Origin of the sequence: Pseudomonas sp. ArH3a (assembly GCF_022648765.1) — a bacterium.
Lineage (GTDB): Bacteria > Pseudomonadota > Gammaproteobacteria > Pseudomonadales > Pseudomonadaceae > Aquipseudomonas.
This window is the reverse complement of sequence record NZ_CP080330.1, coordinates 1,697,900-1,710,368: the sequence shown is the minus strand read 5'-3', so window position 1 is coordinate 1,710,368 and position 12,469 is coordinate 1,697,900. Positions and strand designations below refer to the sequence as shown.

At 58.7% G+C, this 12,469-nt stretch carries 16 protein-coding genes and 1 pseudogene; all 17 read right to left on the bottom strand.

Annotated elements, in window-relative coordinates; genetic code table 11:
• Positions 1-2 precede the first annotated feature (2 nt).
• Positions 3-95 (bottom strand): annotated as a pseudogene (locus tag K0P33_RS07660) (lysis protein); the annotation flags it as partial.
• Positions 50-178: a hypothetical protein gene (locus K0P33_RS31320; RefSeq protein ID WP_256589235.1), complete on the bottom strand. Its 129-nt coding sequence runs from the start codon at positions 176-178 to the stop codon at positions 50-52. The gene K0P33_RS31320 and the pseudogene K0P33_RS07660, both read right to left, overlap by 46 nt.
• Positions 166-717 (bottom strand): glycoside hydrolase family 19 protein, encoded by a 552-nt coding sequence (locus K0P33_RS07655; protein ID WP_094949920.1) that lies wholly within the window; start codon positions 715-717, stop codon positions 166-168. The genes K0P33_RS31320 and K0P33_RS07655 overlap by 13 nt, the downstream gene beginning before the upstream one ends.
• Positions 714-905 (bottom strand): hypothetical protein, encoded by a 192-nt coding sequence (locus K0P33_RS07650; RefSeq protein ID WP_094949919.1) that lies wholly within the window; start codon positions 903-905, stop codon positions 714-716. The genes K0P33_RS07655 and K0P33_RS07650 overlap by 4 nt, the downstream gene beginning before the upstream one ends.
• Positions 898-1,251: a hypothetical protein gene (locus K0P33_RS07645; RefSeq protein ID WP_094949918.1), complete on the bottom strand. Its 354-nt coding sequence runs from the start codon at positions 1,249-1,251 to the stop codon at positions 898-900. The genes K0P33_RS07650 and K0P33_RS07645 overlap by 8 nt, the downstream gene beginning before the upstream one ends.
• Positions 1,248-2,300, bottom strand: a complete 1,053-nt coding sequence (locus K0P33_RS07640) for a hypothetical protein (protein WP_242154698.1) — start codon at positions 2,298-2,300, stop codon at positions 1,248-1,250. The genes K0P33_RS07645 and K0P33_RS07640 overlap by 4 nt, the downstream gene beginning before the upstream one ends.
• Positions 2,301-2,390: 90 nt before the next feature.
• Positions 2,391-2,735: a hypothetical protein gene (locus K0P33_RS07635; RefSeq protein WP_094949916.1), complete on the bottom strand. Its 345-nt coding sequence runs from the start codon at positions 2,733-2,735 to the stop codon at positions 2,391-2,393.
• Positions 2,732-3,796, bottom strand: coding sequence for a hypothetical protein (locus K0P33_RS07630; protein WP_094949915.1), 1,065 nt, complete (start codon positions 3,794-3,796; stop codon positions 2,732-2,734). The genes K0P33_RS07635 and K0P33_RS07630 overlap by 4 nt, the downstream gene beginning before the upstream one ends.
• A gap of 67 nt (positions 3,797-3,863) precedes the next feature.
• A complete protein-coding gene (locus K0P33_RS07625) occupies positions 3,864-4,076 on the bottom strand; it encodes a hypothetical protein (protein ID WP_094949914.1) in 213 nt (70 codons plus the stop codon).
• Positions 4,069-4,425: a hypothetical protein gene (locus K0P33_RS07620; protein ID WP_094949912.1), complete on the bottom strand. Its 357-nt coding sequence runs from the start codon at positions 4,423-4,425 to the stop codon at positions 4,069-4,071. The genes K0P33_RS07625 and K0P33_RS07620 overlap by 8 nt, the downstream gene beginning before the upstream one ends.
• Complete coding sequence (locus K0P33_RS07615; RefSeq protein WP_094949911.1) at positions 4,422-5,417, bottom strand: pyocin knob domain-containing protein; 996 nt, start codon at positions 5,415-5,417, stop codon at positions 4,422-4,424. The genes K0P33_RS07620 and K0P33_RS07615 overlap by 4 nt, the downstream gene beginning before the upstream one ends.
• Before the next feature lie 71 nt (positions 5,418-5,488).
• Entirely contained in the window at positions 5,489-5,815 is a 327-nt protein-coding gene (locus tag K0P33_RS07610) for a hypothetical protein (protein WP_094949910.1), read from the bottom strand.
• 2 nt (positions 5,816-5,817) lie between these two features.
• Positions 5,818-6,846, bottom strand: a complete 1,029-nt coding sequence (locus tag K0P33_RS07605; RefSeq protein WP_094949909.1) for a pyocin knob domain-containing protein — start codon at positions 6,844-6,846, stop codon at positions 5,818-5,820.
• Between the two features lie 73 nt (positions 6,847-6,919).
• Positions 6,920-7,630 carry a hypothetical protein gene (locus tag K0P33_RS07600; RefSeq protein ID WP_094949908.1) on the bottom strand — a complete coding sequence of 237 codons (711 nt, stop codon included), beginning with the start codon at positions 7,628-7,630 and terminating at the stop codon, positions 6,920-6,922.
• Entirely contained in the window at positions 7,630-7,899 is a 270-nt protein-coding gene (locus K0P33_RS07595; RefSeq protein WP_094949907.1) for a hypothetical protein, read from the bottom strand. Before K0P33_RS07595 ends, K0P33_RS07600 begins: the two co-directional genes overlap by 1 nt.
• Positions 7,900-7,928: 29 nt before the next feature.
• Entirely contained in the window at positions 7,929-11,783 is a 3,855-nt protein-coding gene (locus K0P33_RS07590; RefSeq protein WP_094949906.1) for a phage tail protein, read from the bottom strand.
• 56 nt (positions 11,784-11,839) lie between these two features.
• A complete protein-coding gene (locus tag K0P33_RS07585) occupies positions 11,840-12,448 on the bottom strand; it encodes a tail assembly protein (protein WP_094949905.1) in 609 nt (202 codons plus the stop codon).
• Positions 12,449-12,469: the final 21 nt, after the last annotated feature.

The window sequence follows — 12,469 nt, the reverse complement described above, 5'->3', positions numbered from 1 at the left end:
TGCTAACGCCCGACGGCGCGTACATACGCCTGGCAGGCACGCAAGGCGATCAGGGCGCTATCACCGTCGTCGGTGATGGCGAGAATTTGCGTTGCAGGCTGAGTGCCTGGGCATGTTCAACCGATTGCAGCTCAAGCTGCGCGCCATAACGCCAAGCCTGCACCTCTAGGACGCGCATAACACCGCTTTCACACGTGCACACAATTGCAAACGATCCTCCAGGCCATTGAGCCCGCCGTTGATGCGCCGGGTAATGGTGGTGAACTCGTCTTGGTCAGCGAGTTCATTCAAACCATTGCTCTGCCAGAACCACGCGGCCGACTCACACGCCCACTGCGGTTGCTCCAGCAGCTCGGGCTGGCGCAGCAAACGATCATCACCAAACAGCGCTTGGCTGCAGGCCAGGTAGTTACGCCGCCCGGTGATTTGGATAAGCCCCCTGCCCCGATACTTCGCGCCATCGCCATCCGCCTCGGGGGTGTTACCGAGGCGCTCGGCCAAGGCGCCGGTGTCGTATTTACTCAGGTATTGATCGCTGCCCAGTTCGCGAACGTAGCGCAGTTCGCCGGATTCGTGACCGACCTGGGCAAGGAAGGCAGCAGTGCGTTGAGGCGTGTTAATTTGCCGGTTCAGCATGGCTGCATTGAGCGCAGATAGGAAAACGCCCGCTAAGGAGCGGGCGTGCGGGAACACTTGCTGAAGCTGCTCAAGCGTCACGGGATGACCTTTGCGCGAGCCGTCGCCCGCGCCGCAAGAACCGCTTCGGGCACCGGCGTCTGCTCCTCGATGAACCGCAAGCTGTACCAGTCGGTAGAAGCCAGATAGGCAAGCGCCTCGCGGGACTCCGCTTGCGCCTGGAGTTCTTGCGGCGTTGGGGTTTTTTCCAGCTTCGACAAGTCAAACATCCTGCTTGCCCTCCTGGGGCTTGGCTGCGTGGGCTGAGGCCTCGACGGGCTCAACGGGAAAAGGCACAGGCCCGGCCGATACTTGGAGCCTTCCGCTCAGCCACATATAGGCCGGCGCGCCCGCGTTGACCGCAAGTTTCAAGGTCAACTCGACTTCACCGTTGCGACGGCTGACGGGCCCTGCGAACAACTCATGCCCGATCGCAGACATAGGCAAGGTCATGCCCTCGGGAATCAGCGAAAGATCAATCCTTTGGTCATTCAGGATCAGCGTTTCACCCTCGACGAAGGCCGTCGTCGGCGTCGCGGTGCCAAGCGGCCGAAAAGGTACGTGGTGAATAATCATGCGTGCCACCTCCCGATTGCAGTGACCGTCACGATATTGTTCAGGGTGACGTCGGAGGTAAAGAAATAGGAGCCGACATTGCCGTAGCACCGGGCCGTCGAATCCCAACTAACTGACGGGTAGATGTTGTGAAACACCGCCACCGGCGTATCTGCGAAAGCCGCCAACCAGGCGACGTTGCGCGTGGCGCCGGCGGTGTAACCGGTGAACCGCTGCTGACAGATTTGCAGGCCGCCGGCAAAACGGAAATACCAATTGTCGAGCGCACCCCCACGCTCGATGAGCCCGGAGTTGATCGGTAAAGCCCCCGAGGGGCCAGCATTGAGCACGCCGGAAATCGCATTGCCGTTATGAAGAACGCTGCGCCAGTTCGGTGCCGGGGAACCCGGATTAACGCTGAACTGGCGAAAGTGCAGACCGTCCCCGGATACCGCCATCGACAGCTGCGCGCGCCATTGCGGGTCATGCCCCCATGCCTGGGACAGCACACTGATTGCGCCAAAACCCGGTACGCCGTCGGGGTGCAGGTAGTAGCTGTAGAGCCCCGTATTGGCTTTGTTCGGTGACGCTGTTTGCGCAGCCGACAGGCCTATCAGTTCCCCTGGCACTGTGCCCTGCCCGGTGCCCAGCGCGAAAACCGACGAATTAATATCAGCACGCCATGGAGACCACGCGCCATCCCCGCGCCGACCACGCGTATAAACCGATTCATCAAGCATGGCCTTCGCGGTTTGCCAGACATACCCGCCGGAGTTGGCGATCTGCAGGATCTGCACAAACGGGTTGGGCAGATTTATGCCGCCATTGCCAAATTGAAACAGGCCGCTGACGCGTGGCAACTCGTTGGCATCATCGGTGGGCGCTTTTGAAATCGGCGAGCTGCCCCACCCTGCGTGGCCCATCAGTGAGACCCGGCCGGGTGTGAAATCATCGCTGCCGGTCACGGCGTCTAAAGTGGCTGCCGTCCCCAACTGTGCCTGCCGGGCAAACAGTTCTTGAGTCATTGCGTTGATTTTGATGCTTGCACTGCGCGGGGTGTCGCCGCCCACGCCGGTGGGTGCCGTACCAATGTTGATTTCCTGTCGTGCCATTTGGACTCTCCATAGTCGAGGCGATAGATGGGCGCTCGCCGAAGTCGGTCAGACCTGCGGCGCAACCGTTCTTTCAAGCTTCTGCGGCTCAGCAGAGGGAAACCTGACGTCACCACGCGTGATTGCTAGAACGATAGGCTCCGGGGGAATACGCAAAGCGTCCGGGCTGTCCCATGTCACGGGAAACTTGAGCGTCAAGCTGATCACGCCTCCTACTCGTTCGATGGGGTCAGAGGCCGAGAGCCAAGGACTGTCTATCGCGCAAGCGGGAAGCCGATACCCCTCCGGAATGGCGGATAAATCGATTTCCTCGTCGTTGAGCCACAGCGAGTCACCGAACACACTGGCAACGAGTGTTTCATTGGTCAGAAAGGGGAATAGTTTGATTTTCATGGTTTCCAGTACCCTGTTACACACACGCGGATTGCACCGAATCGCTGAGCAACCGGCCCATTACGGATGGCGTAGGTGATGACCGAAGGGGTTGAGGCGTACTTCGCAATCACTCCGAAATGATCCCAGGTCGCCGAGGGCTGGCATTGGACGTCGACACTGACCCTGCCGTAATCATCAAAGGCGACGGGCAACTGGATATTGGTATGCACAATCCCAGAAGCCGGAAGCTCAACGTCCGGATTGACAGAGTTGGTGAGCACGGTGAAGCCGTTCTGGAATCTGGCGATACGCCAGGTGCCGATGTAGTTACTGTCCATCAGGCCCGCGCCACCCGCTACTTGGGTAAACGCGTTGGCACCGGTGTAGATCAACGCCCACTCAGACCAAGCACTGCCGTTAAAAAAACGGGTGTAGTTGGAGCCGCCGAGGTACAGGTTCTGCATGGCAGTGTTGGCATCCCATGAATGCGCTTCAAGCAGCCCTCCATGCAGCCCAGGCCATCCTGCAGGACGCGTCCCGGTTGTTTCGCCGGTAAGCTGGAAGGTCGAGAAACCACCGTTGGTGGGGTTGCCAATCTGATCGATATTGCCGGTGAAAAAATTTCTGCCGGCGAGGCCGAATGTTCCTTGCCTTAATACCCTGCCCCACGGGCTCCACGCGGCGTCATGCCAACTTCGAGTGAACATCACACCGTGATTGCTTGCATGGTGATAGGCCTGTACGGCGATCTGGGTCTTACGCCCGGCGATACCCCGCGTCTCGATGTTCCACCACACAGGCCCGTCACTGCCGGGATATAGAACCGGCCAGTTAAGTGTGGCTGCCTGCGAGTCACTGCCGTTGTAGGCATAGCAGGTTCCGGTCGGCTGATCATTGGCGTTGATTGCCCCCACGCTTCGCGAGTCACCCACCACGCCCATGGCCTGTAGTTCAGACTTGGCAATCTTGGTGTCGTACAACTCCTGGGTCATCGCATTGAGTTTGATATTGGCACTGCGGGGTGTATCACCCCCTGTGCCTGTGGGCGCCGCGCCCAGGTTGATTTCCTGTCGTGCCATAGGACTCTCCATCGTCGAGGCAACAAAAACCCGCTGATAAGCGGGTTCAAAGTGAGTAGGCCTCTCTTCAGGGCTTTGGTTTTTCGCCCAGCCTGTAAATCGTGGCACGCGCGGCATTGCGAGCGGCCTGGATATCAGCCGGAACTGGCGTGCCTTCTTCCAGTTGAGCAAGCGCGTACCAATCACTTTCCCGCAGGTAGCTACGGGCCTGGTCGAGGGCCAGATCATTCTCCTGATCCTGGGCGCTCTTAATTTTTTCCAGCTTACTGATATCAATCATGGGTTAGGCCCTCGACCGGCGGGACCGGCGGCGCTTTAGGTAGAGAAGATGCCGGCAGTTCAACCGGACCGTTGGTTGTCACCTCGATAACCAGGGGCTTGGCGGGGTTGCGCAGGGACTCCGGGGAGTTCCACCTGACCGGTAATTTCAGCGTCAAGCAGAGTGTCCCGTTGATGCGCTCGACGTATTCGACAAAGTGATCACACCCTGTCGCAGACGCAGGCAGGCGATAGCCTTCGGGAATGACGGAAAGATCGATAACCTGACCACAGAGGGTCATCACTTCCTCTTCGACGCAAACCGTCAATGGCTCATCCGTCAGAAAGGGAAACAGCTTTATTTTCATCATTTCCAATACCCCCACACGGTGACCGCGGGTTGGAACGCCTGGCTGCCAGGGCCATTCCTGATAACGATGTCGACAGCGGCGGCGCCATTGACGTAGCAATTCAATGCCCCGTAGTGGTCGTAGGTATTTTGCGGTTGTGCGTTGACGAACACCCGGCCGGTTCCCGGCAGGATCGCAACCGGCATTGAAACCGTCACCAACGTCGACTGGTTCGGCGGCAGTACCGCGGTTACCGCGCCCACACCCTGGATACAGATTTGGCCATTCGCGTACTTACTGACGGCCCAGCCACTCACTACCGTTTTATTCATCAGGCCAGTGCCTGTGGACGGATCGGTCAGAGCATTTGCCGCTGTATACACGCGTGCCCAGTCCGTCCAGCTGCCGTTTGCATTGACCCTTCTGAATAACGTATTCGTGGTATCCGGATTGACCCACTCCTGGGTGGCGTACTGGGCTGACAAGTATTTATGCGACAAAAAACCATAACTGTTGGGCCCATTTGGGCCGGGGATATTGTTGCCGTAGTACTCGCCGGTGGCTTGCACGTCGTCCGCACTGGTTGTCAGCAGTTTAACGGCGCCGCCGTAGCCAAAATCGCCCGCCTTAACCACCTGAGTCCAGGCCTTGCCTGCGGCCGCGCCCTGTCGGAACTGTCGCTCCCATGTCATGTTGTCGACAAGGCTGTAGGCGACCTGCCTGACATACCCACCCGCCCCCGAAAGCATCTGAATGATGTAAACGTAAGGGAATGGCAGCGATACACCGCCGTCACCAAACATGAACAACCCATTCACTACCGGCAATCCATCGGCACTTTCGGTGGCCTTCATCGGGATAGGCAAGTTTGCGCCCCAGCCGCTGGCCTTTGCCAATGCATCACCTTTGTACAGCTCGTCGGTCATCGCGTTGATTTTGATCATGGCACTGCGCGGCGTATCACCGCCGACCCCGCTGGGGCGCGTGCCTACATCGATTTCTTGTCGTGCCATTTGAACATCCTAAAAAATAGGCCAAAAAAAACCGCACTCGGGCGGGTTTTGGATAGGTGTCGGGGATTCGATCAGAATGCAGGCAGCATCACAGGCGCAGATTCTGCGATCTCACAATGCACAGACATGGCCCCGACCAACTCATAGGGCTGCCCGTCTTTTTGCAGCTTGATGGTCATGACTTTTCGCGCGTACGTGACGACGGCCAACACGTCTTTCTCACCCACGCCCATGCTATAGCCCCACCCGTTGCCTTCGGGTGCGAGAGGGATAAGCCCCAGTGTGCCGCGCACTTCATAAATACCTTGAGCCTTTCGCTTGGCGGTGACTTTTTGACTGCTGAACGGAACGACCGAGCAAGCCCCCTCAGCCCCGCGTAGTTCAATAACTGCTCGCATACTCAAATCGCCTTTATCAAGCCATCCGCCTGCCTTGCGCAGTTGGCCGTGTTCAGAGTGGTGATGACCGTCAGCGCGCCCATGTTCATGGCCGCGGTTGGCGGTGCGATGTCGGCCACAGTGGTCCAGTTCGCTGTATAGGCTGCGGGCACCTCAAGGGCGCCGGTCTGGATCGAGTACATGGCAAATCGCGGCAGATAGACCGCACCCGGAAAACCGATGTAAATGGACATCAGGCCCGTCTCCGGACGCCGGTACACAATGATCTTCAATCGCGGCACGCCTTGCACGCTGCTGATGCCTGGCGATGCAGAATTCAGCAGCGCAACACCCGAGTTGAACGAGCCCTGGTAGTAGTACCAGGAGAGATCGAGGGTAAACGGCGACGTGTAGCCGTTGATGCAGCCTACGCAGCGAATCAACGGCGATTCGCTTTCGGTATAGGGCATGGTGGTGTGGACAGTCAGCGAAGAAACTAACCCGCCACTGGCCTTGCCCGCCTCGGTAATGTTTAGCCCGAGCAGGCGCTCGCCATCCGCCTGAAAGGCGCGTGACTTGAGGCCCAGCCGTTGCTGTGTGGAGGCAAGGCCCGGGCCGTCGGTGAGGACTTTTTGCCAGGGTTGCCACACGCCGGCAGCCTCGATCCGCACCCATTTGGCACTGTCAACGCCGACGTACTCCTGCAGGGTGTAGCCACGGCCGGCTTCGTTGACGGTTACCCAGCCATTTGTTGCGTTTGGCGTATTCACGCCGGACATCGAATAATAGGTACCGATAGCACGCAGGCCATCCAAGTCAACGCCTACTATCGAGTTGACTGCACCTACGCCAAAGTCGCCGACGCGGACTACTCGGCCCGGCGTGTGATCATCGGTGCTGGTAGTAAGCGTGCCCGAAGCGGCTGTGCCCAGTGCATCGACCCGGTTGTATAGCTCTTGGGTCATTGCGTTGATTTTTACATTGGCGCTGCGCGGGGTATCGCCGCCGACGCCAGCAGGCCGCGTGCCTAGGTCAATTTCTTGTCGTGACATCCCTGCCTCCCAATAAAAAGTCCATTTCCTCATTCAGCAATACACCGTTGGTACTGCCCCTGTTCGATAACAATCAAATCCCGCTGACGTCCACAATTAGATAACTGTAGGCTTCCGCCCGATAATTAAACTGCTTGACCTCGTGCTGCTTTGTGTAGCCATTGAAATAATAAATCTTCACTTTGAAACTCACCTTACCCGGGCTCTGCGAGGCATAGTTAGTACTCGCATACTCATTAATCCTGTAATTCCCGCCGCCGCCGGTGAATTGCGTTGTTCGCCAACTTCGTCCACAGCGACCACCGAAAACCACTGCATACTTTCGGCCTGGATCATAATTATGATCACCGACAACAGCCTCAAAGTTTCCGCTCCCGACCAATACATCCCTGACAATCAATTGCGGCGTGGTCGCGTCGTACGCCAGTTCGCCATGCTCATTGAATATTTGCATGCCGAACGTGCCACCCGCCGATACGCCCGGCCGGAAACGATAAACGTCGAGATTAACGATCGTTGAGCCGTCGGTTACATAACGCTGAATATAACCACTGCCACTGCGCGATACATTGGCCAGGCAGACTGAGTGGGCTTCATTCTGCGCTCTGACGGCGACAATTTCCTCAGCGTCCGCAATCCAGACATCCAAGAACTGTCCCCACGCCGGATTACTGCTGGTCGCCGTACTGACCTGAGTGGTTTTACTTACGAACCCATAGGTTTTGAAGTTCTGATCCAGCAGTACGCTGCGATCGGCGTTGAATACTTGAAAGCCAATACTCATTATGAAATTCCGTAAGTAATAAGCCCAGGGTTAACGGATGCACTCCACGTGAGCGTATTACCGGTAATACCGCACTGCGGGCCATCTGTGACATTGATGCCGGCTTCAAGCGTCACCATGTACCAGGGACGGCCTTGAGCGAAAGCATCGACGACTAAAGAACCCGCTTGCGCTCCGCTGCTTATCCTGCCAATCACCCGGGCGAGCCGTGTGTTGACGTCCACCAACACTTCGCCCTGGGCATTGAACGCTTGAAACCCTGCCGTCATGATAATGCTCCTGTTAGTTACTTCAGGGATTAATCCCAAATACCGAACCGAACACGCAACTTCTGATTGGCGTCGAATACCTGAACCAGTTGGTTGCTGATCGTCATACGCCCGCCGCCGCCGACGCCGTTAAGTTCCAGCCCACCGGCCTTATCAAGTTTCCAGCCGCGCGCACCCGCCTCGTAATCATTGGACTGAATAACCTGGCCAATTTTTGCGTTGGTGATAGCGCCGTTCTGAATAAACGCACTGTCAATAAACGTCTCAGTGCCTTTGACGGCGAAGGGTGTGGTGGGCTTCCCCGGTGTATTTTCGTTATAAATCGCGAACTGATCTGCCGAAATCAAAAACTGGCTCTGCAATCCGCCAGGACCGTTCTCGATCCCCAACCCGATACCGGCGAACTTGTAACCGCCCCCCGCAGCCACCTGCATCCGCACCGACCAATTCGCCGCCAACTTCCCGTTGGTGTCCGCAATCGCCGTAGCGTTAGTTTGAATACTCACCGACTGCTGATTCACTTTGGTTTGAACCGTGTCGATGCTTTGCGCGAGTGTTTTGTCTACAGTGGCTAACGTGGTCAACTTGGTTTCAATCGAAGCCGAATTGTCCTTGACCCGCGCATCCAACCGCGTAACCCGCTGCGCAAGCGCTTCGTCCCGCGAAGCCGAGGCCGTATCCACATTAGTAATGCTGGCCCGGTTCTGATTGACCTTCACCTCCAACGCATCGGTCTTCATCGCCTGGGCAATATCACCCTCGGCAATCGCCGACATCACCGACCAGGCGCCCGCAAGGGAAACGTCATCCCCGGCGAAAGAGGTTTTCTCATCACCGGCCATCTTCGGATTGACCTGGGCATACACCCCATCGGTTTTTTCCGAGGTGCTGGTGACCTTGCCATCCAAGGTGGTGACTTGGCTTTTCAAGCCATTCAACGCGGTAGAAGTTGCCGTCAAACCGCTGACCGGGTCCTCCACTTTGGCCCGTACGCTGTTGAGTTGCGAGGCTTGGGCGGTGAGCTTGCCGTCCACCGTTTCAATCGCGGTTTTGTTCTGCTGGATTTGCAGTGCCAAGGCATGGGTGGTTTGCACCAGGGAGCCGATGTCCAACCAATAGGCCGCATTCGGTGGCGGGCTGCTGGCCGGCACGGCCTGGATTGCCTGATAAAGGTGGCTGCCCTGGCGTACAAACTCGCCACTCGCATAGGTTTTGGTCGCGTCATACAGCAACGCATCCGTCACTTGATCCACCAGCGCTTGCAGCTCCTTGCGGGTTGTGTCCAGGCGCGCGTTGACCGAACCGGCACCCGTGCCGTCGATCAGCTCGATGCGATCGAGCAGATGTTTGCCCAACTGCGTCTCGCTGATTTGGCCGGCAATCAAATCCAGGATCGGCGAAGCATCGGAGCTGGCCTGCCCGTTGACGCCCGCACCGGTGGGGAACCACGGCCCGATATTGCCCGTACGATCCACCAAGCGCGCCCAGAAGAACAACGACGTGCCCGCGCCCAAGCCCATCAGCGTCACGTCGGTCTGTGGATAGGCGTAATCGCCCAACTTGGTCGCCAGCGCCAGGTCGCGCGTCTTGCCGTACCAGATCTCGGTGCGCTGCAAATCCGCCGTGCTCACGTCCTGCGGAATCTGCCATTTGACCTTGATCGCAAACACCAGCGACTCAGTCGTCAGCGCGGCAACCGTCGGTGGCAAGGTGGTTTTGCCGTTGAGCACGGTCTCGATGGATTCGCTGTACAGCGAGCCAATGTCCAGCGCGTTGATCGCCCGCACCTTGGCGACGTAGCGCCCGGCGTAGATCCCGGAGACCTCAATCGAGGTGCCACCGGTGCGCCCTGCGTACACCCACTCGCCATCGTTTTTGCGCCAGTAAGCCTCGAACGCAATCGCATTCGCCGGGCGTTGCCAGGCGATGGTCATCACGTTAACCGCACTGCCCTGCGCGACAAAATGGTCATTGCTGACCGTCACGTCGGTGGGCGCCGCTTGCACACTCGGCGGAATCACGGTGATCGGCGGCCTGTCGATTTTTGCGCCGTTGTCGATGGCGGCGAATTTGCTCGGCACGTGCTTGACCGCGCTGAGGCTGTACTTGATTTCGTTGTCCGCGAAGTCTTCGGAAATCGACAGTACACGGAACTGTTGCAAGGCCAAGGTGGCCGAGTCGATGGCCCAGATCGACTGCGTCGGCGGCACTTCGTCGAGTTTGCTGTGCAGCACAATCTGCTGCTCGTCGGCGTTCCCGGCGCTGGCGGATTTCACCACGCGCGACACCGCCTTGCCGTTAGGCATCACCAGGGTGATGGTGTCGCCGGCAGCGGCTTTGACTTCGGCATCCAAGGTTAGGGTGTCGAGGGTCGCAGCCCGCAAGCGCCCACCAATACGGCGGCCGGCGCGGTCGTTGTCGGCCACGCGGATGATCTGGCCGGGGCGGGCCAGCGTGCCGTCGAGGCCGACCGAGAAGGTCACGCTTTCGGTTTCCAGGCGGTTGGTCAGCAACGCCCACTTGCCGATGCGCTGGGCTTGCGCCTGGGAGGTGCAGCCGGTGGCGCTGATTTCGGTTTGCTGGATGCCATAGCGGGCGATGCCTTCGGCATCGTCGACGTATTGCACCTTCTGGCGATAGAAATCGGTCGGGTCATTCCAACTGACCAGGGCGACGGTGTAGCGGGTTTTTTTCGCCGAGCCGCCGTAGATGAACTGGCCGCCGATCACGTTGGCGTTGGAGTAGGTGTAGACCGGGTCTTCCGGCATATCCGCCACGGCCATCACCGAACCTGCGCCCCAATAGGACATGCCACGGAAGGTGGTCGCCAAGTCCTGCAAGACTCTCAAGGCATCGGCACGTACCGACAGGTACAGGTTGCAGGTGAAGCGCGGTTCGGTGCCGCCCTTGCCGTCGGACACCGGCTGGTCGCAATACTGGCCGATGCGGTACAGCTCCCACTTGTCCACTTGGCCGGCGTTGAGCAGGTGGCCGAGGCCATAGCGCTGGTGTAGCAGCAAGTCGTAGTAGATCCACGCCGGGTTGTCGGTCCAGGCGGATTTGAACGTGCCGTCCCACACACCGCTGTACACGCGGGTTTGCGGGTCGTAGTTGCTCGGCACCTTGATGATCCGGCCGCGCAGTTCGAACGAGCGCGAAGGAATCGACTGAAATTGCGCGGCATCAAATTGCAGGCCGATCAGCGCCGAACCTGGGTAGCGCAACTTGGCGTCAATCACCTCGGTGGAGGATTCCACGGTGGTGGTATCGGCAATCGCGCCGCTGGTGGAGTTGGGTGTGATCCGGCGCACGCGCACGGCCCAGCCACTTTTGGCGGGCGGCAGGTCAACCCGGTGGGAGCGCTCGTATTTGGTGGTGGTTTTACCGCTGAACGCCGCCGCCAATACCTGCACGAATGCACCGCCGTCGGTTGAAAGATCAATCGCGTACTGCACGGTGTAGCCGTTGGTGTCACCGTTGCTGGTGTTGGTCTGCGACAGCCGTGTGACCGCCAGGCGCACGCGCACTGCCGACAGTTGCAGGTTGGAATAGGACTTGGTCCACGGCTGATCACTGCGCAGCTCGATGGACACCGGGCTTTCGTTTTCCACCGCGGGGAAGCCCGGGATGTGGGTCTGGTCCTGGCTGCCGTTGCGGGTGTCGAGGGTGACACCGCTGAAGTTGAGGCTGCCATCAGCGTTGGCCAAAGGCGTCTCGTCGAGAAACACCGAGCGCTTATCGTTTTTCAAACCGACAATCTCGCCTTCGCTGACGAGATCGAGGATACGGGCATAGGCCGTACTTTGCAGGCTGTCTGGCGCCTCCACGGAGGGACGGGGCTTGGAGCCACCGCCTTTACTGCCAGCGAGAGTGAAGTCAGTCATGGCTTTCCTTCAGGCGAAATAAAGCCCGCGCAAGGCGGGCTGGGTGAAGAGGACGGTTAGAGTTGGTCTTGGGCGTAGATGCCCGCGCTGATCACAGCACTGCCGACCATCAACTGGCCGTAGAGCAAGCTCACCGGATTGCCCTGCGCGTTGGTGTTGACCGGGCCATTGAAGCTGTAGCTCGGGCGGTTATTGGGGCTGTCCTGGGCGCCAAGCCCTTTGGGCGGCGGCGACAACATTTGCATGACGCCGCCCATCGCCATTGACGCGCCTGCCATCATCATCATGCTGGCGGCGGGCCCGGTGAGGTAGCCGAACGGGTTGAAATACGCCACCGCGATGAGTACCGCGCCAACAATCGTCTGCAACCCACCAGCACGCTTGGAGCCGGTCAACACCGGCGCGATGCGGATCACGTCCTTGCCCAGCGGCTTTTGGATATCGTCTTCGGCCATGTTGCGTTTGCCGTTGAACACGGCGAAGCGCAGGCCTTTATCTGCGCTTTGCAGCATGTAGCGTTCAAAGCCTTGAAACTGTTTGAAATAGCCCATCACATCCCTGAAACCACCCGAGGTGGTCACGCGGTGTTCTCGACCGAAAAGTCTGGCGAGCGAACCTGATAGCAGGACCGTTCGCATTGTCTGGTGTTCGACTGCCAATCCCATGAGTGCTCTCCTGGTCATTTC